Here is a 24,999-nt window from a genome sequence, read left to right as displayed (position 1 = left end):
GGTCTGACCTGCGCATATAGCTGTCGCATGGACGCGAGCAGACAGTCGAAGAAGATCGCGCAATCGATTACGCATGGACCGTACACCGGACTGCCGCGCGCTCCATTGACAGGCCGTCAGGGGCAACCCACTATGTCCAGGCGACGACATGACCACCCGGTCATCGAGGGGAGCATTCATGCCCACGGCAACCTGGCACGGCTTGTCCCCGGCACGCAGAGAACGCGTACTCATCGCCGCGATGGACGAGTTCGGCACGCACGGATATTCAACGGGCAGCCTCAATGTGATCGCCCGGGAAGCCGGCGTGGCGAAAGGCTCCCTGTTCCAGTACTTCGCGGGAAAGCTGGACCTCTTCACCTACGTGGCCGAGCAGACGTCGGCACGGGTGTACCTGCACATGAGGCCATGGCTGGACACCTACGACGGCTCGGCGGACTTCGCCACTCACCTCACGGATTCGATCGAGGCGTGGATCACCTACTTCGCGGAGAATCCACTGGAGCGAGGCATCACCGCGGCGACCAACATGGAAATGGACCCGGCGGTGCGCACCGCCGTCCGAACCCCCGTGAACGATCTCTACGCCGGCGCCCTGCGCCCCCTGCTGGAAACGGCGCTCGAAGCGGGCCGACTGCGCAAGGAAGCCGATCTCGACGCGCTGCTCTCCCTGCTCCTCGTACTGCTCCCCCACCTGGCCCTGCTCACGCACTCACCCGCACTGAGCGGGCCCCTGCCTCTGGTGAACGTCAAGCCGGAAGTACGCCGCCACCACATCGAGCGGCTCGTCAGCCCGCTGCTCGCCGATTTCCTCGCCTGACACCGCCGGAAGTATTTGCTCAAGCACACGTAATCCATCAGGAGTCACCGTTCCTCCCCACAGAAAAGGTGATCGCGTGCTCCGCAACTCACTCAGAATCGCCACGACCCTGTTCACGCTGCTCGCCCTCGCGGCGGGCCCGAGCCTCACCGCGCACGCCCGGGCCGAACGAACCACGTCCGCGGCGGCGATCGATCCGGCCGCCCCCGGCGCGTTCCCCGTGGCCTACACCGACCTGACCGTGTCGGCGTCGGGCCGTTCCTACAGCGCACGGGTCTGGTATCCGGGCACGGCGTCCGGCGCGAACCAGCCCGTCGCCGTCGGCGCCCACCCCGGCCTCGCCTTCGGCCACGGCTTCCTCCAGAGCACCAATCAGTACGAGAGCCTGCTCAGGCACTACGCCTCGTGGGGCTTCATCACGGTCACCCCGAAGTCCCAGGGAGGTCTCTTCCCCAGCCACTCGGCCTTCGCGGCGGACCTCAACGCCGCGCTCACCTGGCTCAGCATCCAGAACACCAGCACCGGGTCACGCTTCGCGGGCGCGGTCGATACGTCCAGGCTCGGTGTCTCCGGCCACTCCATGGGCGGCGGGGCGGCCCTGGTCGCGGCGAGCCTCAACCCCGCGGTCAAGAGCGTCTCCACGCTGGCCGCGGCCGAGACCAACCCTTCCGCCGTCAGCGCGTCCAGGGCAGTCACCGTCCCCGCCCAGTACGTCGGCGGCAGCGCCGACACCATCGCCCCGGTGGCCGACCACCAGCGGAAGATGTACGACGCCAAGCCCGCCGCCACGCAGCTCCGGGTCATCACGGGTGGGTTCCACTGCGGCTTCGAGGACAGCTCCGGATTCGGCTGCGACAGCGGCGGAATCACGCGCGCCGCCCAGCAGCGGCTGACGCAGGGCGTCACGACGGCGTGGCTGCTCCACACGCTCGCCGGTGACCCGGCCCTGTACGACCAGGTCTGGGGCTCCGCGGCCCAGAACCTGCCCGGTGTCGTCTACTCGGCCAAGCCCTGACGCCACGGAGTCGCGTCGGCGCCCCTCGTCGCCATGCGGACACCTGAGGTATTCGCACCGGCAACCGAGGGGCGCCCCATCCTGAGGGCCGAACTTTCGGCGAGGTGCCCCTTGGACGAGAATTTCAGTGAGCGGCATCCGAAGGAACCCCGGCACCGGAAACCCACATAGCTTTCGACAGGGTGTTTGCCCGGCAAGGATTCGCTCCCGTTCAAGGGGCGAGGTATTCGCCCCGCTGACGATGTTTCCGGAGGCGTGACCATGAGTGAGCAACTACCTCCTCCCGGTGAGACGCCCGCTGTCGAGGGGTCGATTGCCGAAGCCCATCAGGAACGGCCCGACGGCGGGGTCTGGGACCACCCGCTGTGGTGGCTTTCCCTGATCGTGATCGGCTCCCTGCTGATCGCCGCCTTCTTCCTGATGCGGGTCTTCTCCCTGTGACCTGCCGCCGCCCCTACGACTGTTCGGTGAGCAATTCCGCCAGGTGGTCGGCGAATGCGGTGATCCGGTCCAGACGCGGTCCACTTCGGGCGACACGAAACCCGTGACGGCGACCCCAGAAAGCAGCCTGAACGGCATGGAACTGGGCCCACCTCCGGACGCGTTCGCGGTCGAGTTCCGCGGCAGCGGCAAAGACGTCGAGGACGCGGTGGGCGGCCTTGCGCAGATCATCCGCCTCAAGGAGCGAAAGGGCACGGGATTTCAGCAAGGTGCCCCCGTCGTAGGCCGGATCTCCCGCGCATCCCTTGGGATCGACGGCCAGCCACGGCTCGCGGTCGGCACGCAGGATGTTCCGGGCATGCAGGTCACCGTGAACGAGAAGGTCCGGCTGAGCGCTGCCCAGGTCCCGGGCGGTCGCGACGGCAGCATCGACGACATGACGCGGCAATGCGTGCGGAACCTCCCCGGCGTCCTTCACCAGCTGCTCCACCCAGCCGTCGGCCCGCTCACACAGCCGGGGCAGACCGAGTGGCCCGGGGACGGCCAATCGCCGGTTGAGCCGGCCGGCGACGGTCACCACCTCGTCGCCGTCCGCGATCTCCGCCAGGGTGAACGGCTGAACCCGCTCCAGCAGCATCGCGAAACGAGCGTCGTCGCGCTCGTACAGGGCGATGGCACCGCGCCCTCCCCACGCCAGGAACGCGTCCGGTTCATGGACGTTGCCCGGATGGGGGTAGGACACCTTCAGCACGGCGCTCCCCTCGTCCCACCGCCGCACCGGCACGATGACACCGACGCCCCCGTGCATGACCGCGCCGTCCGGCACGCACTCCCAGCGCCCCAGCAGTTCCTCCACGATCCCGGGCAGCTCGGCGAGCCACGCCGCCCCGGCTGCTCCCTCGCGATCGACGGTGCCGCGGGCGAACTCCTCCGGAATCGCAATCATCCCGGCACCCTACGCGGACCGGAGGCGACCGGAGTCCGCCCGGAACGTCGTACCGGGCCCCGCGCCGCACACCGGCCCGGCTCGCCCTCGGGCCACCGGATACAGTGCGCGGGACGGCAGCCTGGGCAGAGAGGGCAAGCGTGACCGACACCAGCAACACCCGACCCGCCGACAGTGAAGCGCCAGCGCCACGGCAGAGTTGGCTGCACCGCGTGATGCGTTACCTGCCGTTGATCGCTCCTGTCCTGCTGTGGGCCGTGCCCTGCTGGATGCTGCTGTACACCGGCCAGCACTGGCCGCCGCTCGTCACCGTCGCCGGCACCGCCCTGTTCGTCCTGGGGCTCGTCGTCATGCCGCTCGCGATGGCGCGCGGCCACGGACGGCGCCAGCAGGACGGGGCCGCGATCCTCGGTGACAGCCTGCTCGGCTCCAGCTGGGTGCTGTTCACCTGGTCCCTGTTGCTCGGCATCCCCCTGCGGCTCGCCCTGACCATGGCCGGCGTCGGTGACGGCCAGGATCGTGCCCGCCTCGTCACCTGGGCCGTGCTCGTCACCGCCGCCGCCCTCCTCGGCTGGGGCTACGCCGAAGCCCGGCGTGTACCTCGCGTCCGCCGTCTCGACGTACAGCTCCCCCGGCTCGGCGCCGGGCTGGACGGCCTGCGCGTCGCGCTCATCACCGACACGCACTACGGCCCCCTCGACCGCGCCCGCTGGTCGGAACGGGTGTGCGAGACGGTGAACTCCCTGGAGGCCGACCTCGTCTGCCACACCGGCGACATCGCGGACGGCACGGCTGAACGCCGCCGCGCCCAGGCCACTCCCCTGGGAACCGTGCGGGCCGCACACGCCCGCGTCTACGTCACCGGCAACCACGAGTACTACAGCGAGGCCCAGGGCTGGGTCGACCTGATGGACGAACTGGGCTGGGAGCCGCTCCGCAACCGCCATGTCCTGCTCGAACGCGGCGGCGACACCCTCGTGGTCGCCGGCGTCGACGACGTGACCGCCGAGTCCTCCGGTCTGCCGGGCCATCGCGCCCACCTCGACGGGGCCCTCGAAGGCGTCGACCCCGAGCTGCCCGTCCTGCTCCTGGCCCACCAGCCCAAGTTCGTCGGCCGGGCGGCCGCGGGCGGCATCGACCTCCAGCTCTCCGGCCACACCCACGGCGGCCAGATCTGGCCCTTCCACTACCTGGTCCGCCTCGACCAGCCCGCCCTGGCCGGTCTCACCCGGCACGGCGAGCGCACCCTCCTCTACACCAGCCGCGGCACCGGGTTCTGGGGCCCACCGTTCCGTGTCTTCGCCCCGAGCGAGATCACCCTGCTCGTACTCCGCGCGCCGCACACGTCCCCGTAGTCAGGTGCCGGCGCCGGCGCCGATGAACAGTGCGGCCAGCCGGGGAAGGCGACGGTTCATCTCGCCGTCGTCCTCGAAATCGAAGTCCTCGCCCATGTCGACCTCTTCGCGGTTCTCGGTGCCGGCCCCGCGGAACTCGCGCCACGCCTCGTAGAAGGCATCGGCATCACCCGTGATCCGTTCGAACGCCCCGGCGGCCGCGTAGTTGACGTCTTCGTAGAAGAGCGTCTCGGAACGGTCCGGGGCGCTCGCCTCCTCCACGACTTCAGGGTGCGTCGCGAGGCTGTCGGGGTCGGCGGCCACGCGCTCGTACCACTGCCGGCCCCAAGCGATCACTCCGGCTCGGAAGTCCATGAAGCTGTCGTCGGAGCATCCGCCCCCGATGAGGTAGGCGGCCGCCCACACGTCCCAGCGGTACAGGGCGTCGTGGACCTCGTCGAAGCGTGCCGCGTACTCCAGGATCTCCTGCCGTTGCCTCCCGGCGAGCTGCGTCACGAGAACCTCGTCGAATGGCTCACCCGATGCGGCGGCCCCGGCTCGCGCGGTTTCGATGACGTCCCAGAAGGTGTCGTTGTCCATGACCGCGCACTCTGTCACGCCCCTCCGACAATCGCTCCGGGCCGATCCTGCGGCGCGTTGTCCGACGTTTCCGCTGCGGGCATGTCACGAGCCGCAGCAGCCGCCCTTGCGGCCGGGCTCGGCCGGGTCGGCCTGCTTGGTCGGCCCGGGGGGTGGTCGAGACGGTCGGTGCGGGCCAGGCCGAAGATCAGCAGGACCAGACCGGCGGTGGCCACCACCTCGCCCAGCCGAGCAGGGCGGTGCCCAGGTTCGGCGGCGGCCCCGACGGTCAGGGGTGTCCGGGAGGCTCCAAGGCGCTGTTCACGTTGCGGCCGTACATCGTGGTCGACCACAACGTGTACACGGGTCAGAACCCGCCGTCCTCCGAGCCGCCGGCCGAGCGTCTCGTCGCCGGCATCGGCACGCACCGATAGAAGTTTACATCCGACTGCAAATTAACCGCCACTGGTAAAGTTGCTGTCATGACTGGTGACAGCCTCAGGGAGCGGAGCAAGGCGCGGCGCAGGCAGGCCATTCTGACCGCCGCCTACGAGCTGTTCGCGGAGCGGGGCTTCGACCACACGAGCATCGCCGACATCGCCGAGGCGGCCGAGGTCTCGCCGCGCACGGTCACGCTGTACTTCCCCTCCAAGCTCGAACTGGCCATGGCGCACTTCAACGAGTTCGTCGACCAGTTGGCCGATGCGCTGCACCAACGGCCGCAGGGTCAGGGGATCATCGACACCCTGGAGCAGTGGCTGCGCCAACAGGCCGCGCATCAGGGCACGTTCGACGAGTTGAACAACCGGATGCTCCATGCCAACCCGCAGTTGAAGGGCCTGTGCGGGGGGCGACTGACCGAGGTCATCCAGGACGGCGCGCGCCTCCTGGCGGAGGAACGGGGCTGGGAGCCCGACGACTTCGCACCCCGGATCCTGGCGGCCACGGTGGCCAGCGTGATCGGCGAACTGACGCACCAGTCGGAGCCGGGAGACCTCGACACCGCGATGGCCTTCGTCCGGGCGGCCGCCGCTTCCCTGCCGCAAGGCTGACGGACAGCCTATCGACGACTCCGCCTGCGGCACCTCACGCGGTCACCGCCCGGCGCGCCGAGGAGGCGGGCCGCCGTGCGACGGCCCGCTTCCCGCTGGGCGACTACCCGCCCTGTAGTGCTGTCCTGAGGAAGTCGACGGCGAGCTTGCGTGCCACGTTGGCGGCATGGGTGTCGCGCAGGCTGTCCAGGAGCAGGAAGTCATGGACCATGCCCGCGACCCGGACCGACGTCACGTCGACGCCCGCCTCGCGCAGCTTGTTGGCGTACTGCTCGCCCTCGTCGCGCAGGACATCCGCCTCATCGGTGATGACCATGGTCACGGGCAGACCCTTGAGCTGGTCGAGGGTGGCCCGCAAGGGGGAGGCGTAGTGCTCGGCGCGCTGCGCCGGGTCCGTGGTGTACGCGTCCCAGAACCACTTCATGCCGTCCCGCGTGAGGTAGTAGCCCTCGGCGAACTGCAGGTAGGACGGCGTGTCGAAGTCGGCGTCGGCGACGGGGTAGAGCAGGCACTGGGCCTTGAGGTCGATGCCGCCGCGCTCCTTGTTCATGAGCGCGAACACCGCCGACATGCAGCCGCCGACGGACTCACCGGTGACGGCGATGCGCGAGGTGTCCAGGCCGTGCTCGGCGCCCTGCTCCAGGACCCACTGGCCCACCGCGTAGTTCTGCTCGACCTGGGTCGGGTACTTCGCCTCCGGGGCCCGGTCGTAGACCGGGAAGACACCCGCGGCCCCCGCGCCCACGGCGAGTTCGCGGAACAGTCGGTCGTGGGTCTTGTCGTCGCCGAAGACCCATCCCGCGCCGTGGATGTAGAAGAGCACCGGCAGGGCCCCCGTCGCCCCCTTCGGTCGGATGATGCGGGTGCGGACCGTGCCCCACTCCCCCGCGTCGACGTCCACCCACTCCTCGTCGACCTCCGGCCGCGGCACGCCGGGGTCGACCTGGAGGCTGAGCAGGATCTCCCTGCCCTTCTCCGGCGGGACCTCGTAGATGCGGGGGTGCGGGTCCGTCGCCTCGCACAGTTCCTTCGCGGCGGGTTCGAGGTACGGGGTGATCGGAGGGGGAAGCTCAGTCATGTCCGCTCCATCATCGAGTGGGTGCGTGCTGGTCTCGTGGGCCGTGTCGGCCGCCACCGCTGCGTCCCCCGACCCCCGCGCGGCACGAGCCCCGTCCCATCCTTCGGGAAGTTTCCGGTATTTGCAATGTGAGGCGATATGCGCATGTTGACACCGCATACTTTTGCACGTGATGATGTAAACATCGCACACATGTGAACTCGAACCGGGGCCGGCGGCTCGGCCCCGAGAACGGAAGTGCCATGAAGGCCGTATCGATCACGGAACACGGCGGTCCCGAGGTTCTGCGGTGGACCGATGCGGAGGACCCGATCCCGGCCGCGGGCGAAGTGGTCGTCGACGTCGTGGCCGGCGCCCTCAACCGGGCGGACGTCATGCAGCGCCGGGGCCTCTACCCGCTCCGGCCCGGCTGGTCCCCCTACCCGGGCCTCGAAGTCTCTGGCCGCGTCAGCGCCTTGGGCGAGGGAGTCACCGGCCGGCAGGTCGGTGACGAGGTCTGCGCCCTGCTGACCGGCGGCGGATACACCCAGAAGGTCGCGGTCCCCGCCGGGCAACTGTTCAAGCGGCTCTCCGTGCACGGCACCACGCTGCGCACCCGGTCCAAGGCGGACAAGGCGGCCATCGTGGCGGAGGTCCAGGAGAAGGTCTGGCCGCTGATCGAGGACGGCACCGTGCAGTTGGTCGTCGACCGGACGCTTCCCATGGCGGAGGCCGCCGAAGGGCACCGCCTCATGGAGGCGGGCGGCCACACCGGCAAGATCCTGCTGGTGAACGACTGAGTTACGGCCCGAGGGGCCAACTCCACAGCCCAGAGCCCCGCCACCGCACCGAGCGGCGCCGGCGGGGCTTTCGCGCTGCCCGGGGACGCCCGCCCCCTCCCGGGCCGGCACCACGGCGCCCCGACCGCGGAGATCCTGCACAGCCAGGAATGTTGACAGTGCTCACGGCGGCACCTACTGTGCGCGATGCAGCAGCGGCTCAAGCAGAGCCGTCATGCGGCCGACATCCGTCCGTCACGCGCGAGTCGCCCCGCACCTCCCTCCGCGTCATCCTCGCCCTTGGAGACGAAGCCGCGCATGGACTCTCCCCTCGCCACGGTGTTCCTCCCGCTGGCACTCGCCATCATCATGTTCGGGCTGGGCCTGTCCCTGACCGTCGACGACTTCCGCCGGGTGCGCCGCCATCCCAGGGCCGTCGTCGTGGCGATGCTCTGCCAACTCCTGCTCCTGCCCGCCGTATGCCTGGGCCTCGTCCTCGCCTTCGACCTGTCCCCGGTGCTGGCCGTCGGCATGATGCTCCTGGCCGCGTCGCCGGGCGGGACGACGGCGAACCTCTTCAGTCATCTCTTCGGCGGCGACGTGGCGTTGAACGTCACGCTCACCGCGGTCAACGCGGTCCTGGCCATCGTGACGCTGCCCGTCATCACCAACCTCGCGCTGGGCCACTTCGAGCCGGACATCGGTGAGAGCGGTATGGGGCTCCAGTTCGGCAAGGTGCTCCAGGTCTTCGCCCTCGTGCTCGTCCCGGTGGCGATCGGCATGGCCGTACGGCGGCGTTCGGAGGCCTTCGCGCTGCGCATGGACGGTCCGGTACGGCAGTTGTCGGTCGCCGTCCTGCTCGCGGTCATCGTCGGCGCGCTGGTGTCGGAACGGGACAACATCGTCGACTACCTGACGGACGTGGGCCCCGTGGCGGTGGTCTTCTGCGTACTGAGCCTGACGACCGGGTACTTCGTGCCCCGTCTGGCGAGGCTCGACAAGCCCCAGTCGATCGCCTGCTCCATGGAGATAGGCGTGCACAACAGCGCCGTCGCCATGACCTTGGCGATCAGCGTGCTCGGCAGCGTCAGCCTCGCGGTGCCGGCCGCTGTCTACGGCGTGCTCATGTACCCCATCGCGGCACTCGCCGGATGGTTGATGACTCGGGGTACCCGAACCTCCCGCCGGCCCGCCCGGACGGCCTGACCGGCGGCGGCCTGACCGGCCCGTCGCGTACGTCACCGGATACCGGGAACCGCCCGGGTCCGCTCCTCGCGGCCCGGGCGGTTCCCCTCACGGCGAGCGTCAGGCCCGTACGGCCGTCCTGTCGTCGGAGGTGTCCGTCTTCAGGTCGGCTCCCGAGTCCATGGGTACCGCGGTCGCGGCCGGGAGGCGTGCGCCCTCGATGTCCACGTCCGGCAGGACACGGTCCAGCCACCTGGGCATGCTCCAGGCGTGCCGCCCGAGCAGCGCCATGGCGGCGGGCACGAGCATCATGCGGACGACGAACGCGTCGATGAAGACGCCGAAGGCCAGAGCGAACCCGATGGACTTGACGATCGGGTCGTGGTTGAAGACGAACCCGCCGAACACCGCGACCATGATCAGCGCGGCCGCCACCACGACCCGTGCGCTGCGCGAGACGCCTTCGGCGATGGCCGCGGCCGGGTCCTTGCTGTGCTCGTAGTGCTCGCGCATCCGGCTGACGAGGAACACCTCGTAGTCCATGGCGAGTCCGAAGAGGACACCGGTCAGCAGGACCGGGAGGAAGCTGGTGACCGGTCCGGTCGCGGCGACGTCGAGCACGTCGTTGAGGTGGCCCTGCTGGAAGACCCAGACCGAGGCGCCCAGACTCGCGCCGACCGAGAGCAGGAAGCCCAGGGCGGCCTTGAGCGGCACCAGCACCGACCGGAAGGCGATGGCCAGCAGGAACAGCGCCAGGACGACGATCACGCCGATGAACAGGGGCAGCGCGCTGCCGAGCTTGGCGGCCACGTCGATGGCCATGGCGGTCTGCCCGGTCACGTAGAGGGAGCCGCCGGCGTCGGAGACCGTCGGCGCGTGGTCGCGCATGCGGTGGACCAGGTCGGTGGTGGCCTGGGCGTCGGGGCTCGACCTCGGCACGACGGACATGACCACGAGGCCGCCGGAGGGGCTGGAGACCGGTGGTGACACGGCGGCCACGTTCGGGTCGGCGGCCAGCTCGCCGCGCAGTTCGGCCACGGTGGTCTGCCGTTCGTCCCGTGGGATGCGTTCGGTGTCCACGACGGTGATGAGGGTGGCGTTGAAGCCGGGACCGAAGCCCTCCGTGAGCAGTTCGTAGCTCTGGTGCTGGGTACTGGTCTCGGGCTGGGAGGCGTAACTGGGCAGGCCGAGGCGGAGGTCACGGGCGGGCAGCGCGAGGGCCAGCAGACCGAGCACTCCGGCGAGCAGGACGAGCACGGGTGCGCGGGTGACGGCACGGGCCCAGGCAAGACCCCAGGTGCCGGCGGCACGGTCCGCTCGCTCGGCATCGCTCTCGGCCTCGCTCTCGGCGTTGCGCTGGGCCTGCCCCGCCGCCCTGCTCCGGTCCTTGCTCCGGACCTTGCTCCGGGCCTTGCGGGGGCGCATGCGCTCGCCGAACACACCGAGTACGGCCGGCAGGAGGCTGATGGCGACCAGGACGGCGACGAGCACGGTCACCGCACCCGCGAGCCCCATGATCGTGAGGAACGGAATGCCGGTGATGGCCAGTGCGGCGAGGGCGATCACGACCGTGGCACCGGCGAAGACGACAGCGCTGCCGGCCGTGGCCGTGGCCCGTGCGATCGACTCCTCCCAGTCGGTCTCCGGATCGGCGAGCTGCTCGCGGTGGCGTGAGATGACGAAGAGGGCGTAGTCGATGCCGACCGCCAGGCCGATCATCAGCGCGAGCGTGGTCGCCGTTCCCGTCATCTCCACGAAGCCGGAGACGAACATCGTGCCGAGCACACCGACGGCGACGCCGAGAAGCGCGGTCAGCAGCGGCAGACCGGCCGCCACCACGGAACCGAGGGCGACGGCGAGGATCAGGAAGGCGATGACGACACCGACCACCTCGGCCGGGCCGCCCGCTTCGGTCTGCGGGAGCATGGCCGAGCCGCCCAGCTCGACCCGCATCCCGCTGTCGCGCAGGGGCTCCACCGCCGCGGCCAGTTCCTCCTTCGCCTCCTCCGTCACTTCGGAGGCCTCCACGGAGAACCGGACGTCGGAGTAGGCGATGGCGCGGTCCGCCGAGACAGCGCCGCCCGCCGACGAGGGACGGGACACGGCGACGACGCCCTCCACCTTCGCCGCGTCGTCCAGCACGTCGTCGATCGCCTCGCGCTGCGTGGGGCCCGTGACGGTCCTGCCCTCGGGGGCCGCGATCACCACGCGGACGACGCCGCCGGCGGCGGGCGGGAACCTCTCCTGCAGCAGGTCCTGAGCCTGCTGGGACTCCACGCCCGGGACGGTGAACTCGGTGGAGGTCTTGCCGTGCAGGGTCGCGCCGAGGCCGCCGACGACGGCGAGGAGGAGGACCCAGGTCGCTATCACCGAGCGGCGGTGGCGCACCATCCAGCGCGCCCAGGCATACAGGCGTGAGGCCATCGAAGTGTTCCTAACTGGTCGAGTGCTTGCACCATACGGCATTTTTACAGTCTGCTGTAAATTAACAACGAGAGGCAAAGTCGCATCGCGGAGCACCCGCCTCGGCGAGAAGGCGACTCGATTGTTGACAGCGCTTACATTGCGGCTCGGTGCCACATGGACCCCCGACCCGGCTCCCCGAGGAACTGGCGCCGCTGGAGGTCGCACAAGGGCTCGGGCTGATCTCCGTGATGTTCTTCCGCTACGACGTGTGCGACATCGACTTCTACACCGAGGCCGCCGTCGGCATCGCCGTGAAACCCGCACGGCACGGCGGGCTCGGCTTCTTCGACCTCGTCTCCGACCTCAAGAACGAGCACGTGGACTCCTACGTGCTCTGACTCTGCCGGTCAGCACCGAGATCGCCCAGGTGCGCGGCCACGACGGCTACGGCTTCCCCAAGTGGGTCACCGGCCTCGGCGTCGACATCGAACGGGACCGAACCAGCGCCCGCGTGGCCAACGACGCCGACGGAGTCGACCTCTCGCTCCTGGCGGCGACGCCGAAGCAGAGCGCCCACGCCAGCGGCGAGCGCGTCAGCTCGCCGGGCCTGCCCGCATCCATCACCCGGCCCTGCTCCAGCGGCTCATCTCACGGGTCTCGGCCGCGCCGGACGCCGTCCGGGTCACCACCACCGGGCCTGCGCCGAACGGAGCGCACCGCAGGGACTCGTTCAGCGGTAGGTGAGCATGGACCGCCGGTCGCCGGCGAAGTGGGCGTGCTCGTTGAACGTCAGCAACGTGGTGCCCGAGGCGCCGACCACGAGCGTGCTGACGGAGGCGTTCACGGTCACCCGGTTGAGGGCGACGACCCCTTCGCGGGGCAGCGAGAGCAACGAACCGCACAGGGCGGCGAGGACACCGCCCGAGGTCACGACGACGGCGTCGCGCCCTCTGCCGAGCGCGCTCCGCAGCTCGGCCAGCGCGGCGTCGGCACCGGCGGTGAAGGCGGTCCAGGACTCCTTCTCGCTCGCACCGGTGTCGTCGATCCAGGCCGACAGCGCCTGGTCGATGAGGTCCTGTACGGAGGTGGACCCGTGCGGCGGCGGTGCGTAGCGGTCGATGAGGGCGAGGTGGTCGTACTCGTTCCAGCGCGGGTCCTGCTCCGGCATCCGGCCGAATCCGGCCGCCTCGGCGACCAGTTGGGCGGTGTCGCGCTGGCGGAGGAGCGTGCCCGACACCAGCTGCGGATCGCGCAGGCCGCGGCGGGCGAGTTCCTCCCCGACGGCTGTGGCCTGGGCGCGCCCGAGTTCGGACAGGACGTCGTAGTCCTCGGCGTCGGCGGACGCCTGACCGTGACGGACGAGGCAGATGAGAGGCATGACGACGGTCCTGTTCGTACGGGAAGTTGATCCACCTTGCCCGATCCCGCGGGTGTGGGCCAAGGGGATACCCGTCGGCCCACGGCCGGTGCGGCTCAGACGAGGGACTCGAAGTACGCCTTCTGCGCCGGGTAGTAGTCCTCGAAGCCGGGGCGGGGGCCGCCCGTGCGCGCGACGGTGAGGAGGTCCAGGTAGTACTCCCAGCCGGGGCCGATCTCGCCGAGCTGCCCGGTGGCGGTGAGGTGGTGGACGAGGCGCAGCTCGGTGCGGCCGTCGGCCTCGGTCAGCAGCAGTTCGAGCGACCACGCGCCGGCCTCGTCCTGGGTCGACACGGCGAGGCGGTGCGGCGCCTCGCAGGCGTCGACGCGCACCGGGATCCAGGCATCCGATTCCTCGAAGGTCATCTGGACCTCGATGGTCCGGCCCGGTGCCGCCTCGCCGCGCCATGGGCCGAACCAGCGGGCGGTGCGTTCCGATTCGGTGACGCTCGCCCAGACGTCGTCGACTCCGGCGCGATAGGTGCGGGTGAGGATCAGGTCGTGACCCGTCGGGGTGGGGACGAGTCGTCCGCTGGGCTCGGGGTTCATGCGGTGTCCTCCGTCGGGTGGTGAGCGGCCGTGCGGTGCTGGGCGCGGTCGCGTCGGGTGCGGTGGACCTCGGTGTCGAGCGCCGCCAGGCGCCGCGACCAGAGGCCGCTCTCCGCTTCGAACTGGGCGAGCCAGTCGGCGAGGTCCCCCAGTCGGGCCGGGACGAGCGAGTAGCGCCGGTGGCGGCCGACCTGCTCGTCCTCGACCAGGCCGCACTCCCGCAGCACGCGCAGATGCCGGCTCACCGCGGGGCGGCTGATCGCGAAGCGGCCCGCGATGTCACCCGCCGTCAGCGGGGCATGGCGCAGCAGCGTCAGGATCTCCCGGCGCACCGGGTCGGCGATGGCATCGGCCACCCCGCTCAGATCGTCCACACCGGAAGCGTAACCCATCGGTTACGCGTCCGCCCGTTCACTCACGGATCTCGCGACCCCTGCCGCGCTCCCGCTCTACGAGCCCTCGGCTCAACGCCGGGCCGCGGCGCCTGTGCAGCATGGGGTCAGGCCGATGCTGCACAGGCGGTCAGGGGGTGGTGTGCGCGGGTTCGCGCGGGCTGTCCTGCTCCGTGGTGCGCAGCACTCCGGCGGCCCCGGCGGCGACCGCGCAGAGCAGGGTCATGAGCAGGAACGTCTCATTGAGGGGCACCAGGTGGGTCAGCCAGCCGATCACCGCGGGGCCCGCGAGCATGCCCAGGTAGCCGAGGCCGGCGACACGGGAGACGTTGGCGCCCGCCGCCGCGGGATCGGCGTGACCGGCCGCGCTGAACAGCTGCGGAACACAGCCCGACAGGCCCAGGCCGAACAGCGCCCAGCCGGCGAGGGCCGCCCACACCCAGGGCAGGAGGGCCACCGCGGTGATGCCGACCGCCGCCATCGCCGATCCGTAGCGCAGGACGGCCATCGGGCCGAACCGGGCCGTCACCCGGTCGGCGAGCAACCGGCCGACGGTCATGGCGGCGGCGAAGGAGCCGTAGGCGAGCGCCGCGGTGGACTCCGGCGCGCCCAGGACGCTCTTGAGGTGCAGCGCGCTCCAGTCGTTGGCGGCGCCCTCGCAGAGCATGACCACCAGGGCGAGGCCGGCGAGGACCCAGATCCGGGAGGGGACGGCACGCTTGCCGGCCGGGTTCGGGGCCTCGGAGTCGTCGACGGGCGCGCCCGGCAGCAGGCCGCGCGCGGCCACCAGGGCCGTCACGACCCCCAGGACCGCGACCGCGCCGAGCGTGACGGCCGTGGACATGCCGACGCCGGCCGCCCCGGCTCCGACCAGCGCGGCGATGACGCCGCCGACGGAGAAGGTGGCGTGGAAGGCGGACATCACGGGCCGGGCGTACGCCTTCTCGACGTGCACCGCGTGGGCGTTCATGCTCACGTCCAGGCAGCCGTTGCCGAAGCCGAAGACCAGCAGGGCCGCGCCCAGCGTCCACGGTTCCGGGGCGAGGCCGGGCAGGATCAGGGTGAGGCTGCACAGCACGCCCGCCGCCGGGACCACGACACCGGTCCCCAGGCGGTCGACCAGACGCCCGGCCACCTGCATGCCCAGGAAGGCGCCGCCGCCGAGCAGGACCAGCAGGCCGCCCAGGGTCGCGTGGCTGATGCCGACGTGCTCCTCGATGGCGGGGATCTGTACGACCCACACGCCGAGGAGGGTGCCGTTGAGGACGAAGTAGACGAACGTCGCCACGCGGGCGGCGCTGAGCGAGGGGTGTGCCATGCCGAACACCATAACGAACACAATTAATGTTCAGAAGTGCGAGTTTCGAACAGTCGCCATGTTCGCTTGAACGATGCTTCAATCCAGGTATGAATAACGCTGATCGCCATCGCCTGATCGCCCAGGCCGTCAAGGAGTCCGGGCGGGTCACGGTGGGTGACCTCGCGGAACTGACCGGAGCCTCGGAGATGACGGTCCGGCGGGATCTCGACGTGCTCGCCTCCCACGGGGTCCTGGAGCGGGTTCGCGGCGGCGCCCGCACGCTGCAACTCAGGGGCGAGGAACCGCCTTTCGCGCTGCGCGCCCATGAGGCGACGGAGGCCAAGCGCCGTATCGCGGCCGAGGTCGACGCGCTCGTCAGGGACGGCGAGACCGTGCTCCTGGACAGTGGCACCACCTGCCTGGAGGTCGCCGCCCTGCTGCGCGGACGGCCCCTCACCGTGATGCCCCTGTCGCTTCAGGCCATCCATGTCCTGAGTGACGCACCGGGCCCGACCGCGCTCATGGTGCCCGGCGGACGCCCCCGCGCGGGCGAGGGAGCCCTGACCGGCCCGCTCACCCTCGCCGCCCTGGCGGCCCTGCGCTTCGACACCGCCGTGGTCGGCTGCTGCGGACTCGGCGCGGCCGAGGGGATCACCGCCTACGACCTCGACGACGCGGCGGTGAAGAAGGCGGGCATCGCCTCCTCACGTCGGATCATCGCGGCCACCGACAGCGGCAAGCTCGGCCACACCGCCCTCGCGCACGTGGGATCGGCCACGCTCCTCGACACCCTCGTCACCGACACCGCCGCGCCCGAGGACGAGGTCACCGCCCTCGAAGGCGCCGGTGTCACCGTGAAGTTGGTCTGACGGGACGTCCACACCCCTGCCGGAACGTCCACACCCCTGCCGGGGCGCCGCTCAGCCCAGGCGGCTCGCCTTGCCGCGGCGCACGATCACGACGGTCGCCGCGCCCACGACCGTCGCCGCCGCGGCGACGCCCGCGAGCGGCAGCGCCGAGGAGCCGGTCGTGGCCAGGTCGCCGCCGTCCGCCGTCGATCCGGTACCGCCGCCCGTCGACGACCCGCCGGACGAGCCTGACGTGCCGCCGCCACCCGTGGAACCGTCCGAGCCTTCGGTGGAACCGCCCGTGGAGCCGGACGTCCCTCCGGTCGAGCCGCCCGAGCCACCCGTCGATCCGGTGGTTCCGTCGTCCGCCACTTCGAGCGTGATGTCGGCCCTGTCGTTGTCCTTGTTCGGGTCGAACGGGCGGGACTCGCTGCTCAGCGCCACGGAGCCCTTGGCGCCCGCCACCCGCTTGTCGATCTTCAGCTGGAACGTGTACGTCTCTCCGGCACCCTCGTAGTGCGACCGCATTCCGCAGACGTACACCTCGCCCTCGGCCCGGCAGAACTGCCCGCGCTTGATGACCGAGGTGCCTTCGGGAAGCGTGATCCTGACGCTGACGGACCGGTCCCCTTCCCGGTGCTTCACCCAGGCGGGTCCGGCGTTGAGGAAGGTGGCCTTCATCGTCACGGTGTCACCGACGTTCCCCTTCAACGCGGCGCCCGTCACCTGGTAGTCCGCGGTGTTGACCGTCGTGACCGGCACGAAGACGATCCGCGCCGACCCCTCGCTGCCGGGCTGCGCCTCGACCAGCTTCACCGCCGGCGCCGTTCCCTGCACCGGTGTCTCGCCGTTCTCGTCGGCCCCCGGGTCGACCTCGGAGGCACGCACGCCCAGCTCGTCGTAGAGCGCGCGGTCCAGTGCCGTGACACGGAGGGGCTGGTCGAGCCTGTAGACGGAACCCGGCTCCATCGCCTGGTCGAACGCGCACACCGCCCACCAGCGCTCGGGCATCTCGTCGTAGGACCGAACGTGCTGGACGCGGCAGTTGGAGGGGACCTCCGCGTAGTCCAGTCCGCGGGTGACGGAGTGGGAGACCCATACCTTCTCGGCCGCCACAGTCCCCTTGTTCGCCACCGTGACCGGCACGTCGAAGCCGCCCCCGGGCTTCAGCCCGTCGATCGGTCCGACGCCTCCCACGACCAGTTCGGGGGCGGCCTCCTCCCCGAAGGCGGCGGGAGCCGCGGCGAGCGCGAGCAGTGCGCCGGCGCCGAGCGCGGCTGCGGCGGTGCGGCGGACACGACGGCGGTCCTGGATGATCGGCATGGGGAGACCTCTGGCGGGCGCGAGTGAACGGACGGTGACGTCCAGGGGACGGTCCTTCCATCGCTAGACAATCGGCGATCTCGAAGGGTTGCACGCCGGTGTGCCAGGAGCTTTCACCCGATGGTCGGCGAAGGGTCCGTCGAGGGCCGCCCATTGCAGGAGCATGATCGTCTTGCCGTCCGTGATCCGCCCGTCGCGGGTCATGGCCAGGGCCTCCGCGAAGGGCACTTCGAGGACCTCGATGTCCTCCCCGTCCTCCTCCAGTCCGCCCCCGCTCCCGGTGCGGTCGGCCGGGGTGTAGGGCGCGGCGAAGAAGTGGAGGCGTTCGGTGACGGAGCCGGGGCTCATGTAGGCATCCAGGACACGGGTGAGCGGGCCGAGGGTGACGCCGAGCTCCTCGGCGCTCTCTCGGCGGACGGCGGCCGCCGGGTCGTCCGCGTCGAGCAGTCCGGCGGCGGCTTCGACGAGCATGCCGTCGGGATGGTCGTTGACGTAGGCGGGATAGCGGAACTGACGGGTGAGCAGGACGCAGCCGCGCGCCGTGTCGTAGGGCAGGACCACGGCGCCGTCTCCGCGGTCGTAGGTCTCGCGCTGCTGGGTCTCCCACCTTCCGTCGCGGCGGCGGTAGTCGAAGGTGGTGCGGCGCAGGACGTGCCAGCCCTGGGAGGTGAGTTCGACGTCGCGGACCCGGACGTCGGGGTTTCGGTCGAGGCCGCGTCCGGCGCGGTCGAGGCCGGTGCGCCCGCGGTGGTCGGGCGCGTCCATGCCGGGGCGGCCCGTCACGCGGCCGTCTCCGGGGTGCGGCGGGGGATCTCGGAGACGTCGTAGTAGACGGGCAGGCCGCGGCGGCGGGCGGTGGCCACGTCCCGGTCGGCCCCGGTGGATGCGCCGGGCAGCCGCAGCACCGCGTCGCAGTGGGCGAGCAGGCGGTCGGCGGTCGGGTAGAGCACCTCGTCGGCGAGCGGGTCCGTGGGGCCCGCGCCCGCCGAGTGCAGGACGGGCAGGGCGATCCACTCCCCGATCGCGGGGAGGTGGCCGGCTTCGAAGACCGGCCAGGCGGCGGCTTCGAGGCGGGCGAGATGGGCGGCCATCGCCTCAGGGTCGCCGTTGGTGCCGGAGCGATAGGGACCGGCGATGAGGATGAGCTTGGGCTTGTCGTTCACGGCCGCTACGATACATGCAGAAACGTGCAAGAACGGGAGAGAGTACGGATGCTGGCTGCTGAACGACGCGACCACCTGCTCGGTCTGCTCGCTCGCGAGGGCAAGATCGTCGCCAAGGACGTCGCCGCCGACCTGGGCATTTCCGAGGACAGCGTGCGACGCGACCTGCGCGAGCTGGCCGCCGAGGGACTCTGCCAGCGCGTCTACGGCGGTGCCCTGCCGGTCTCCCCGGCGGTGGCGGACTACACCGCCCGGCAGGCCCTCGCCCCCGACGGCAAGCGGAAGGTCGCCTCGGTCGCCGCCGGGCTGGTCCGGCCCGGGGGCACACTGATCCTCGACGGCGGGACGACCGCCCTCGCCGTGGCCCGGGCGCTCCCGCAGGACCTCGCCTGCACGGTGATCACCCACAGCCCGACGATCGCGTCCGCGCTGGTCGACCACCCTCGGGCGGAGCTCTTCCTGATCGGCGGCCGCATCTTCAAGCACTCGGCGGTCGCCTGCGGTGCCGCCGCCGTCGAGGCCACGCAGAACGTCTCCGCCGACGTCTGCCTCCTCGGCGTGACCGGCGTGCACCCCGAGGCGGGGCTGACCACCGGCGACGCCGAGGAGGCCGCGATGAAACGCGCCCTCGCCGCCCGCGCCGCGGACACGTACATCCTGGCCTCGTCGGAGAAGATCGGCACCGCGTCGCGCTACCGCGTCCTGGCCTGGGCCGAGATCAGCGGTCTGATCACCGACGCGGACCCGCACAACTCCGTCGTCGAACAGCTCACGGCACTGGGGGTCGAACTCCTGACGGCCGACTGACCCGCCGCCCCGATCCCCCGGAGCCGGACGATTCAGCCGATCTGTTCGGCCAGAGCCACGATGATGCCCGACGGGCCCCGCAGGTTGCACAGGCGGTAGTAGCTCTCGTACTGCGCCACCTCGCCCAGCAGTTCGGCGCCGTGGGGGCGCAGGCGGGCGATGGTGTCGTCGATGTCGTCCACGGCGAACATCACGCGGTGCAGGCCCAGCGTGTTGGGCGCCGGGTGGGGCGGCCCGACGGTGATCGCCTCGGGCGCGTGGAACTTCGTCAGCTCCAGCTTGCTGTGGCCGTCCGGGGTGCGCATCATCGCGATGGCGCTGCGGACTCCGTCCAGGCCGCAGGTCCGGTCCGCCCAGATCCCCTCGATCTCGGCCTCGCCCTCCAGTTCCATGCCGAGTGCGGTGAAGAAGGCGACGGCGGCCTCCAGGTCGTCGACGACGACGGCCACGTTGTCCATCCTCTGGATCGCCACGGGGTGCTCCTTCTCGATCGCGGGGTCCGTTCCGACTACTGCTACCTCTGGGACGGAGCCGGTGCCGCGTTCTCGACACCCGAACGTGGCGATGTCTCCCGGGGCCGTCAGACCCACCGTCAGACCCAGGTGTTGAACCACATCCGGGCGTGCCAGTCGGCGTACGGGATGGTCTGGCCCGTGTAGATCGGGAAGAAGTAGACGAAGTTCCAGGCGATGAGCAGGACCAGGGCTCCCGAGGCCACCGCGCCGGCCTGACGGCGCTTCCCGTGTCGCGGTGGGCCGAGCAGGGCGCCGAGGGTCAGGGCGAGGGCCAGGCACAGGTAGGGCACGAAGACGACGGCGTAGAAGTTGAAGATCGTGCGGTCCTGGTAGAGGAACCACGGCAGGTAGCCGGCGGCGACCGCGCACAGGACGCCCCCGGCGCGCCAGTCGCGTCGCAGGGCCCACCGGTAGAGCAGGTACACCAGGGCGGCGCAGGCCGACCACCACAGCAGGGGTGTGCCGAGGGCGAGGATCGCCTGTGAGCAGTCGGCCGTGCCGCGGCAGCCGCCCGTGCCGGGTGCGGGCGAGTCGTAGGCGAACAGCACGGGACGGCCGACGATCAGCCAACTCCACGGATTCGATTCGTACTTGTGGAAGGTGTCCAGGCCGACATTGAACTCGTAGACGGCGTGTTCGTAGTGCCACAGGCTGCGCAGGGGGGCCGGGATCCACGACCAGGTGCCGCCTCGGCCGTCCGCCCAGTGCCGGCCGTAGGCGTGGTCGGAGAGGAACCAGCCGGTCCACGAGGCGAGGTAGGTCAGCGCGGCCACCGGCGCGACGGACAGGGCCGACCAGGTGAGGTCCTTGCGCAGGACGGCCCGGTACGGGTGCCGTGCCCCCGCCACCCGGCGGGAGCCGACGTCCCACAGCAGGGTCAGGACCATGAAGAAGGCCAGGTAGTACAGGCCGTTCCATTTGGTGGCGGCGGCGAGCCCGAGGAAGAGGCCGGCCGCGAGACGCCAGGGCCGCGGTCCCGTCCCGGCACGGTCGCCGACGCGGGCGTCGGGACGCGCACGGCCGCCGGCGTCGACGGGCAGGGCTGCGGCGAGGCGTGCCCTGGCGTGGTCGCGGTCGATCAGGAGGCTGCCGAAGGCGGCGAGGACGAAGAACATGACGACGAGGTCGAGGAGGGCGGTGCGGCTCATCACGAAGTGCAGGCCGTCCACCGCCATGAGCGCGCCCGCGAGACAGCCGAGGGCCGTGGACCGGAACAGGCGGCGGCCTATTCGGCACAGCATGACCAACGACAGCGCGCCCAGCAGGGCGGTCATGAAGCGCCAGCCGAACGGGGTGAGGCCGAACATCGCCTCCCCCAGCGCGATCACCCACTTGCCCGTCGGCGGGTGCGCGACGAAGGACCCGGTGTCGGAGAGGGGGATCACCTGCGGGTCGGCGAGGACCTGCAGGTCGGCGACCTTGCGGTTCGGCCAGGTCCCCTCGTAGCCGAGCCGCAGCATCGACCAGGCGTCCTTGGCGTAGTACGTCTCGTCGAAGACGAGGTCCCTGGGCCGGCCCAGGTGCCAGAAGCGCGTCGCCGCGGCGAGCAGGCCCACCAGCACCGGGCCCAGCCAGTCCATCACCTTCGCCGCACGGCGCACGGCGTCCGCGCTCAGCCCCATGAACTGACCCAAGCGGTAAGGGGGTTGGGGATACAGAGGGACAAGTCGCTCGCGGGTGTCGGTCGAGGCGTCCGGACCCACGTACCCGAACAGGCGCAGCCGGTGCCGCCAGTCGCCGGGCGTCCTCGCCGGAGGTGTGCCCTGGCCGACGCGGGTGCCGTTCGACACGCTGCTGCTGGTCATCGCCCGACCCTAGCGGTGGCCCCCGGGACCGGCGGAGGCGGGCCGCCGCCCCGGGGGCGACTCAGGAGGGTGCCCCGCCTCGGCCGTCAGGTGACGCGCGGGCCGCCGGCCGGTGAAACGTGTCACAGCCGGGCGGAGGGTGACGTCCGTCCTTCCCCGCGCGATTCCCCCTCTGGTAGACGTGGCGGACCACGTTCGATCCGCACCACCGAGCACTGCCGAGAGAATCCTCATGAGCCAGGACCCCGATCGCGACCTCGTCCCCTTCACCATCGACCTCACCCTTGAGGAAGCCCGTCGACGGGCCGAGGTCGTGGCAGCGCTCGGGCCCGACTGGGACCCGGTGGCCGTGCTGCGGGAGGAACAGGCCGCGCACGAGCTCCTCTACTCCGGCCTGGACGAGGATCAGCGGCGGATCCACTCCATGCTGGTGGCGGCGGGGGTTCTGCCCGGAGGGGAGCCGGGCCGTGCGGCTTCCCATTGATCCGCACGCGGACCGCGCCCGTCGAGCCTGGGTCGCGTGCCCCGGCTGCGACGACTCCCGGGGCTGCGAGCCCTGCGCCCAGCGCCGCAACTGCTCGGAGCACTGGCGCTATCTGATCGCCAACAAGGGGCCCAGGGTCCATCTTCAGTGCCCGAACTGCACCCACGCATGGACCCTGGACACCTCCCGTGACCGCCGTCGTGGCGGGCGGGGCTGAGTCTGCTCAGCAGATGCGTGGCAGCTGCTCCCCCAGCGGCATGTCCACCACGCGGGTACCGCCGAGACCGGTACGGGCGACGACCATGCCCGGGTGCTCCTCGACGACCTCACCGATGACAGCCGCCCCCGCACCCAGCGGATGGGCACGCATCGCGGCGAGCACGGCGTCGGCCTGTGCGCGCGGAACAAAAGCAACCAGCTTGCCCTCGTTCGCCACGTACATCGGGTCCAGACCGAGCACCGCACAGGCGTTCGCCACCGGTTCGGGCACGGGCACGGCCCGCTCCTCAAGGACGATGCCGGTGCCGGAGGCGGCCGCGATCTCGTTGAGCGAGGCCGCGAGGCCCCCGCGCGTGGGGTCACGCAGTACGTGCACATCCTCCGCGGCCGCGAGCATGACCTCGACGAGGCCGCCGAGCGGCGCGCAGTCGCTCTCGATCTCGACGCCGAACTCCAGCCCTTCTCGCACGCTCATGATCGCCACGCCGTGTACGCCGACCGGGCCACTGACGATCACCACGTCACCCGGTACGACGCGTTGGGGCCGCAGGTCGACACTCGGCGGGATCAGTCCGATCCCGGAGGTGTTGATGTAGATGCCGTCGCCGTGACCGGCCTCCACCACCTTGGTGTCTCCGGTGGCGACCTGAACGCCGGCCGCGCGCGCCGCCGCGCCGAGGGCCTCCGCCACGCGGCCCACGACCTCGGTCTCCACCCCCTCTTCCAGGATGAACCCGCAGGAGAGGTAGGCGGGGCGGGCCCCGCTCATGGCGAGGTCGTTGACCGTCCCGTTGACGGCGAGGTCGCCGATGCTGCCCCCGGGGAAGAACAGGGGGCGCACGACGAAGGAGTCGGTGGAGAACGCCAGCCGGGCGCCGCCGAGTTCGACGGTCGCGGCGTCCGTGGTCACCGAGAGCGCGGGGCCGCCGAAGGCAGGGGCGAAGATCTGCTCGACGAGCTCGGCGGAGAGGGCGCCGCCTCCGCCATGGCCCATCACGACGCGCGGCCGGTCGCGCAGCGGGGTGGGGCACGTCCAGGCCAGCATGTCCGGCGCCTGTGTCCCGGGGGTGTCGCGCGTGAGCTCAGACAACGGAACTGCCCTCCAGAGCCGGGGAGTCGACCGCCGGGGACTTCCGCGACGGGGTACCGAGGTCGAGTCGTCGGTAGAGGTAGTAGGCGGCGCAGGCTCCTTCGCTGGAGACCATCGTCGCGCCCAACGGGGTGCGCGGCGTGCAGGTCGTGCCGAACGCCTCGCACTCGTGCGGTTTCAGCAGGCCCTGGAGCACCTCGCCGCTGCGGCACTCGGCGGGTTCGCGGGTGTCGATGCCCTCGACGGAGAAGCGGTGTTCGGCGTCGTGGTCACGGTACTTCTCCGCCAGCCGCCAGCCGCTGTCCGGGATGACACCGATACCGCGCCAGGCCCGGTCGGTGACCTCGAACACGTCGTCCAGCATCGCCCGGGCGGCGGGGTTGCCCTCGGGCAGGACCGCGCGCGGATAGGCGTTGTCGACGGTGTGCTCGCCGCGCTCCAGTTGGAGAACGGCACGTCGTACGCCTTCGAGGATGTCGAGCGGTTCGAAGCCGGTGACGACGATCGGAACCCGGTGGCGTTCGGCGAGTTCGGGGTACTCCGCGGTGCCCATCACGCTGCACACGTGTCCGGCGGCGAGGAAGCCCTGGACGCGGCAGTCGGGGGAACGCATGATCGCCTCGATGGCGGGGGGAACCCGGACGTGGGAGACGAGCAGGCTGAAGTTGCGGATGCCGAGCTTGCGGGCCTGATGGACCGTCATGGCGTTGGGCGGCGCGGTGGTCTCGAAGCCGATGCCGAAGAACACCACTTCGCGGTCGGGGTTCTGCCGGGCGATCCGCAGCGCGTCGAGCGGCGAGTAGACGACCCTGACGTCACCGCCCTGACTGCGGACCTGGAACAGGTCGCGGCCGGTCCCGGGGACCCTGAGCATGTCGCCGAAGGAGCAGAAGATCACGCCGGGACGGGAGGCGATCTCCAGTGCCTTGTCGATCACCTCCAGTGGCGTCACGCACACGGGGCAGCCCGGTCCGTGAATCAACTCGATCTCGTCCGGCAGCAGTTGGTCGATGCCGTGCCGGATGATGGTGTGGGTCTGCCCCCCGCACACCTCCATCAGCGCCCAGGGGCGGGTCACCGTCGCGCGGATCTCGTCCAGCAGCCGCCGGGCCAGCGCGGGATCCTGGAACTCTTCGATGTACTTCACGGCCGCACCTCTCCGGCCAGGCCCTCGGGTGCCGGCCGCTCGTTTCCCGTCGCTTCGGCGGCCGACTCCCACGGGTCGCCGAACTCCTCCTGGAGCATGCCGAGGGTCTCGAACAGCTCCAGCGTCTTCCTGGCCGACTCCTCGTCCAGCCGTTGCAGGGCGAAGCCGACGTGGACGATGGCGTACTCGCCGGGCTTCAGGTCGGGCAGGTACTCCAGGCACACCTCCTTGACCACACCGCCGAAGTCGACGGTGGCCATCCGGGTGCCGTCCCGGTCCTCGACGTCCAGCACTTTTCCGGGTACCGCCAGGCACATGCGCGTCTCC

At 70.9% G+C, this 24,999-nt stretch carries 27 protein-coding genes and 3 pseudogenes; 13 read left to right on the top strand and 17 right to left on the bottom strand.

Annotated elements, in window-relative coordinates:
* The first annotated feature begins 178 nt into the window (after positions 1-178).
* The 3 genes from AB0E07_RS35130 to AB0E07_RS35120 all read left to right on the top strand — a co-directional run bounded on the left by AB0E07_RS35130 (position 179) and on the right by AB0E07_RS35120 (position 2,276).
* Complete coding sequence (locus AB0E07_RS35130) at positions 179-820, top strand: TetR/AcrR family transcriptional regulator (protein ID WP_362261159.1); 642 nt, start codon at positions 179-181, stop codon at positions 818-820.
* 76 nt (positions 821-896) lie between these two features.
* Positions 897-1,835, top strand: a complete 939-nt coding sequence (locus AB0E07_RS35125; RefSeq protein WP_362261157.1) for an alpha/beta hydrolase — start codon at positions 897-899, stop codon at positions 1,833-1,835.
* 261 nt (positions 1,836-2,096) lie between these two features.
* Positions 2,097-2,276, top strand: a complete 180-nt coding sequence (locus AB0E07_RS35120) for a DUF6480 family protein (protein WP_362261155.1) — start codon at positions 2,097-2,099, stop codon at positions 2,274-2,276.
* A 13-nt stretch (positions 2,277-2,289) separates the two neighbouring features.
* Here AB0E07_RS35120 and AB0E07_RS35115 read toward each other — a convergent pair whose 3' ends face one another.
* The gene (locus AB0E07_RS35115; RefSeq protein ID WP_362261153.1) at positions 2,290-3,222 is read right to left on the bottom strand and encodes an aminoglycoside phosphotransferase family protein; all 933 of its coding nucleotides are present in this window, start codon (positions 3,220-3,222) and stop codon (positions 2,290-2,292) included.
* Positions 3,223-3,362: 140 nt separating this feature from the next.
* Between AB0E07_RS35115 and AB0E07_RS35110 the strand changes: the two genes are divergently transcribed.
* Positions 3,363-4,577, top strand: a complete 1,215-nt coding sequence (locus AB0E07_RS35110) for a metallophosphoesterase (protein WP_362261151.1) — start codon at positions 3,363-3,365, stop codon at positions 4,575-4,577.
* Here the strand turns inward: AB0E07_RS35110 and AB0E07_RS35105 are convergent, their stop codons facing one another.
* Both AB0E07_RS35105 and AB0E07_RS35100 read right to left on the bottom strand, forming a co-directional pair.
* Positions 4,578-5,156, bottom strand: coding sequence for a DUF4240 domain-containing protein (locus AB0E07_RS35105; RefSeq protein WP_362261149.1), 579 nt, complete (start codon positions 5,154-5,156; stop codon positions 4,578-4,580).
* A gap of 158 nt (positions 5,157-5,314) precedes the next feature.
* A pseudogene (locus AB0E07_RS35100) lies at positions 5,315-5,383 on the bottom strand (aquaporin family protein); the annotation flags it as partial.
* A gap of 60 nt (positions 5,384-5,443) precedes the next feature.
* Between AB0E07_RS35100 and AB0E07_RS35095 the strand changes: the two are divergent.
* Both AB0E07_RS35095 and AB0E07_RS35090 read left to right on the top strand, forming a co-directional pair.
* Positions 5,444-5,569: pseudogene (locus AB0E07_RS35095) on the top strand (type 1 glutamine amidotransferase domain-containing protein); the annotation flags it as partial.
* A gap of 48 nt (positions 5,570-5,617) precedes the next feature.
* Positions 5,618-6,187 carry a TetR/AcrR family transcriptional regulator gene (locus AB0E07_RS35090; protein WP_362261147.1) on the top strand — a complete coding sequence of 190 codons (570 nt, stop codon included), beginning with the start codon at positions 5,618-5,620 and terminating at the stop codon, positions 6,185-6,187.
* Between the two features lie 103 nt (positions 6,188-6,290).
* On the opposite strand, the gene AB0E07_RS35085 is transcribed toward AB0E07_RS35090, so the two are convergent.
* Complete coding sequence (locus AB0E07_RS35085; RefSeq protein ID WP_362261145.1) at positions 6,291-7,265, bottom strand: alpha/beta hydrolase; 975 nt, start codon at positions 7,263-7,265, stop codon at positions 6,291-6,293.
* A gap of 242 nt (positions 7,266-7,507) precedes the next feature.
* On the opposite strand from AB0E07_RS35085, the gene AB0E07_RS35080 reads away from it, so the two are divergent.
* Complete coding sequence (locus AB0E07_RS35080; RefSeq protein ID WP_362261143.1) at positions 7,508-8,044, top strand: zinc-binding dehydrogenase; 537 nt, start codon at positions 7,508-7,510, stop codon at positions 8,042-8,044.
* A 297-nt stretch (positions 8,045-8,341) separates the two neighbouring features.
* Complete coding sequence (locus AB0E07_RS35075; RefSeq protein ID WP_362261141.1) at positions 8,342-9,229, top strand: bile acid:sodium symporter family protein; 888 nt, start codon at positions 8,342-8,344, stop codon at positions 9,227-9,229.
* 99 nt (positions 9,230-9,328) lie between these two features.
* Here AB0E07_RS35075 and AB0E07_RS35070 read toward each other — a convergent pair whose 3' ends face one another.
* A complete protein-coding gene (locus AB0E07_RS35070) occupies positions 9,329-11,632 on the bottom strand; it encodes an MMPL family transporter (RefSeq protein ID WP_362261139.1) in 2,304 nt (767 codons plus the stop codon).
* Between the two features lie 170 nt (positions 11,633-11,802).
* Here AB0E07_RS35070 and AB0E07_RS35065 point away from each other — a divergent pair.
* Positions 11,803-12,215 (top strand): annotated as a pseudogene (locus tag AB0E07_RS35065) (acetoacetate decarboxylase family protein); the annotation flags it as partial.
* A 129-nt stretch (positions 12,216-12,344) separates the two neighbouring features.
* Here AB0E07_RS35065 and AB0E07_RS35060 read toward each other — a convergent pair.
* The 4 genes from AB0E07_RS35060 to AB0E07_RS35045 form a co-directional block, all read right to left on the bottom strand.
* Positions 12,345-12,992: a histidine phosphatase family protein gene (locus AB0E07_RS35060; protein WP_362261137.1), complete on the bottom strand. Its 648-nt coding sequence runs from the start codon at positions 12,990-12,992 to the stop codon at positions 12,345-12,347.
* A gap of 95 nt (positions 12,993-13,087) precedes the next feature.
* Positions 13,088-13,579 carry an SRPBCC family protein gene (locus AB0E07_RS35055; protein WP_362261135.1) on the bottom strand — a complete coding sequence of 164 codons (492 nt, stop codon included), beginning with the start codon at positions 13,577-13,579 and terminating at the stop codon, positions 13,088-13,090.
* Positions 13,576-13,953, bottom strand: a complete 378-nt coding sequence (locus AB0E07_RS35050) for a metalloregulator ArsR/SmtB family transcription factor (protein ID WP_362261133.1) — start codon at positions 13,951-13,953, stop codon at positions 13,576-13,578. Before AB0E07_RS35050 ends, AB0E07_RS35055 begins: the two co-directional genes overlap by 4 nt.
* Before the next feature lie 148 nt (positions 13,954-14,101).
* Positions 14,102-15,289: an MFS transporter gene (locus AB0E07_RS35045; protein WP_362261131.1), complete on the bottom strand. Its 1,188-nt coding sequence runs from the start codon at positions 15,287-15,289 to the stop codon at positions 14,102-14,104.
* 89 nt (positions 15,290-15,378) lie between these two features.
* Between AB0E07_RS35045 and AB0E07_RS35040 the strand changes: the two genes are divergently transcribed.
* Positions 15,379-16,140: a DeoR/GlpR family DNA-binding transcription regulator gene (locus AB0E07_RS35040; protein ID WP_362261129.1), complete on the top strand. Its 762-nt coding sequence runs from the start codon at positions 15,379-15,381 to the stop codon at positions 16,138-16,140.
* 51 nt (positions 16,141-16,191) lie between these two features.
* On the opposite strand, the gene AB0E07_RS35035 is transcribed toward AB0E07_RS35040, so the two are convergent.
* The 3 genes from AB0E07_RS35035 to AB0E07_RS35025 all read right to left on the bottom strand — a co-directional run bounded on the left by AB0E07_RS35035 (position 16,192) and on the right by AB0E07_RS35025 (position 18,605).
* Positions 16,192-17,442: a hypothetical protein gene (locus AB0E07_RS35035; RefSeq protein ID WP_362261127.1), complete on the bottom strand. Its 1,251-nt coding sequence runs from the start codon at positions 17,440-17,442 to the stop codon at positions 16,192-16,194.
* Positions 17,443-17,505: 63 nt separating this feature from the next.
* Positions 17,506-18,225: an NUDIX domain-containing protein gene (locus tag AB0E07_RS35030; protein WP_362261125.1), complete on the bottom strand. Its 720-nt coding sequence runs from the start codon at positions 18,223-18,225 to the stop codon at positions 17,506-17,508.
* Entirely contained in the window at positions 18,222-18,605 is a 384-nt protein-coding gene (locus tag AB0E07_RS35025; protein WP_362261123.1) for a DUF4406 domain-containing protein, read from the bottom strand. The genes AB0E07_RS35030 and AB0E07_RS35025 overlap by 4 nt, the downstream gene beginning before the upstream one ends.
* 48 nt (positions 18,606-18,653) lie before the next feature.
* Here AB0E07_RS35025 and AB0E07_RS35020 point away from each other — a divergent pair, with 48 nt between their 5' ends.
* Positions 18,654-19,412 carry a DeoR/GlpR family DNA-binding transcription regulator gene (locus AB0E07_RS35020; RefSeq protein WP_362261121.1) on the top strand — a complete coding sequence of 253 codons (759 nt, stop codon included), beginning with the start codon at positions 18,654-18,656 and terminating at the stop codon, positions 19,410-19,412.
* A gap of 32 nt (positions 19,413-19,444) precedes the next feature.
* Here the strand turns inward: AB0E07_RS35020 and AB0E07_RS35015 are convergent, their stop codons facing one another.
* Both AB0E07_RS35015 and AB0E07_RS35010 read right to left on the bottom strand, forming a co-directional pair.
* On the bottom strand, positions 19,445-19,870 hold the full coding sequence (locus AB0E07_RS35015; protein ID WP_362261189.1) for a VOC family protein: 426 nt from the start codon (positions 19,868-19,870) through the stop codon (positions 19,445-19,447).
* A 134-nt stretch (positions 19,871-20,004) separates the two neighbouring features.
* A complete protein-coding gene (locus tag AB0E07_RS35010; RefSeq protein WP_362261118.1) occupies positions 20,005-21,732 on the bottom strand; it encodes a phospholipid carrier-dependent glycosyltransferase in 1,728 nt (575 codons plus the stop codon).
* Between the two features lie 232 nt (positions 21,733-21,964).
* Between AB0E07_RS35010 and AB0E07_RS35005 the strand changes: the two genes are divergently transcribed.
* Both AB0E07_RS35005 and AB0E07_RS35000 read left to right on the top strand, forming a co-directional pair.
* The gene (locus AB0E07_RS35005; protein ID WP_362261116.1) at positions 21,965-22,216 is read left to right on the top strand and encodes a DUF6400 family protein; all 252 of its coding nucleotides are present in this window, start codon (positions 21,965-21,967) and stop codon (positions 22,214-22,216) included.
* Complete coding sequence (locus AB0E07_RS35000; RefSeq protein WP_362261114.1) at positions 22,200-22,433, top strand: hypothetical protein; 234 nt, start codon at positions 22,200-22,202, stop codon at positions 22,431-22,433. The genes AB0E07_RS35005 and AB0E07_RS35000 overlap by 17 nt, the downstream gene beginning before the upstream one ends.
* 6 nt (positions 22,434-22,439) lie before the next feature.
* Here AB0E07_RS35000 and hypE read toward each other — a convergent pair whose 3' ends face one another.
* From hypE to AB0E07_RS34985, 3 genes are read right to left on the bottom strand one after another with little or no spacing between them, the layout of a single operon-like run.
* A complete protein-coding gene (gene hypE, locus AB0E07_RS34995) occupies positions 22,440-23,480 on the bottom strand; it encodes a hydrogenase expression/formation protein HypE (protein ID WP_362261187.1) in 1,041 nt (346 codons plus the stop codon).
* A 37-nt stretch (positions 23,481-23,517) separates the two neighbouring features.
* Positions 23,518-24,672, bottom strand: coding sequence for a hydrogenase formation protein HypD (hypD, locus tag AB0E07_RS34990; protein WP_362261112.1), 1,155 nt, complete (start codon positions 24,670-24,672; stop codon positions 23,518-23,520).
* Complete coding sequence (locus tag AB0E07_RS34985; protein ID WP_362261110.1) at positions 24,669-24,989, bottom strand: HypC/HybG/HupF family hydrogenase formation chaperone; 321 nt, start codon at positions 24,987-24,989, stop codon at positions 24,669-24,671. The genes hypD and AB0E07_RS34985 overlap by 4 nt, the downstream gene beginning before the upstream one ends.
* Positions 24,990-24,999 lie beyond the last annotated feature (10 nt).

The organism is Streptomyces sp. NPDC048002, assembly GCF_040653275.1.
GTDB lineage: Bacteria > Actinomycetota > Actinomycetes > Streptomycetales > Streptomycetaceae > Streptomyces.
The sequence above is the reverse complement of the archived record's forward strand: the minus strand, read 5'-3'. Positions and strand labels throughout refer to the sequence as shown.

Excerpts from the sequence above, each read along its gene's own strand:
- AB0E07_RS35130 (WP_362261159.1), top strand. The coding sequence starts at position 179 with ATGCCCACGGCAACCTGGCACGGCTTGTCCCCGGCACGCAGAGAACGC.
- AB0E07_RS35120 (WP_362261155.1), top strand. The coding sequence starts at position 2,097 with ATGAGTGAGCAACTACCTCCTCCCGGTGAGACGCCCGCTGTCGAGGGG.
- AB0E07_RS35115 (WP_362261153.1), bottom strand. The coding sequence starts at position 3,222 with ATGATTGCGATTCCGGAGGAGTTCGCCCGCGGCACCGTCGATCGCGAG.
- AB0E07_RS35105 (WP_362261149.1), bottom strand. The coding sequence starts at position 5,156 with ATGGACAACGACACCTTCTGGGACGTCATCGAAACCGCGCGAGCCGGG.
- AB0E07_RS35090 (WP_362261147.1), top strand. The coding sequence starts at position 5,618 with ATGACTGGTGACAGCCTCAGGGAGCGGAGCAAGGCGCGGCGCAGGCAG.
- AB0E07_RS35085 (WP_362261145.1), bottom strand. The coding sequence starts at position 7,265 with ATGACTGAGCTTCCCCCTCCGATCACCCCGTACCTCGAACCCGCCGCG.
- AB0E07_RS35080 (WP_362261143.1), top strand. The coding sequence starts at position 7,508 with ATGAAGGCCGTATCGATCACGGAACACGGCGGTCCCGAGGTTCTGCGG.
- AB0E07_RS35075 (WP_362261141.1), top strand. The coding sequence starts at position 8,342 with ATGGACTCTCCCCTCGCCACGGTGTTCCTCCCGCTGGCACTCGCCATC.
- AB0E07_RS35070 (WP_362261139.1), bottom strand. The coding sequence starts at position 11,632 with ATGGCCTCACGCCTGTATGCCTGGGCGCGCTGGATGGTGCGCCACCGC.
- AB0E07_RS35060 (WP_362261137.1), bottom strand. The coding sequence starts at position 12,992 with ATGCCTCTCATCTGCCTCGTCCGTCACGGTCAGGCGTCCGCCGACGCC.
- AB0E07_RS35055 (WP_362261135.1), bottom strand. The coding sequence starts at position 13,579 with ATGAACCCCGAGCCCAGCGGACGACTCGTCCCCACCCCGACGGGTCAC.
- AB0E07_RS35045 (WP_362261131.1), bottom strand. The coding sequence starts at position 15,289 with ATGGCACACCCCTCGCTCAGCGCCGCCCGCGTGGCGACGTTCGTCTAC.
- AB0E07_RS35040 (WP_362261129.1), top strand. The coding sequence starts at position 15,379 with ATGAATAACGCTGATCGCCATCGCCTGATCGCCCAGGCCGTCAAGGAG.
- AB0E07_RS35035 (WP_362261127.1), bottom strand. The coding sequence starts at position 17,442 with ATGCCGATCATCCAGGACCGCCGTCGTGTCCGCCGCACCGCCGCAGCC.
- AB0E07_RS35020 (WP_362261121.1), top strand. The coding sequence starts at position 18,654 with ATGCTGGCTGCTGAACGACGCGACCACCTGCTCGGTCTGCTCGCTCGC.
- AB0E07_RS35015 (WP_362261189.1), bottom strand. The coding sequence starts at position 19,870 with ATGGACAACGTGGCCGTCGTCGTCGACGACCTGGAGGCCGCCGTCGCC.
- AB0E07_RS35010 (WP_362261118.1), bottom strand. The coding sequence starts at position 21,732 with ATGACCAGCAGCAGCGTGTCGAACGGCACCCGCGTCGGCCAGGGCACA.
- AB0E07_RS35005 (WP_362261116.1), top strand. The coding sequence starts at position 21,965 with ATGAGCCAGGACCCCGATCGCGACCTCGTCCCCTTCACCATCGACCTC.
- hypE (WP_362261187.1), bottom strand. The coding sequence starts at position 23,480 with ATGCTGGCCTGGACGTGCCCCACCCCGCTGCGCGACCGGCCGCGCGTC.
- AB0E07_RS34985 (WP_362261110.1), bottom strand. The coding sequence starts at position 24,989 with ATGTGCCTGGCGGTACCCGGAAAAGTGCTGGACGTCGAGGACCGGGAC.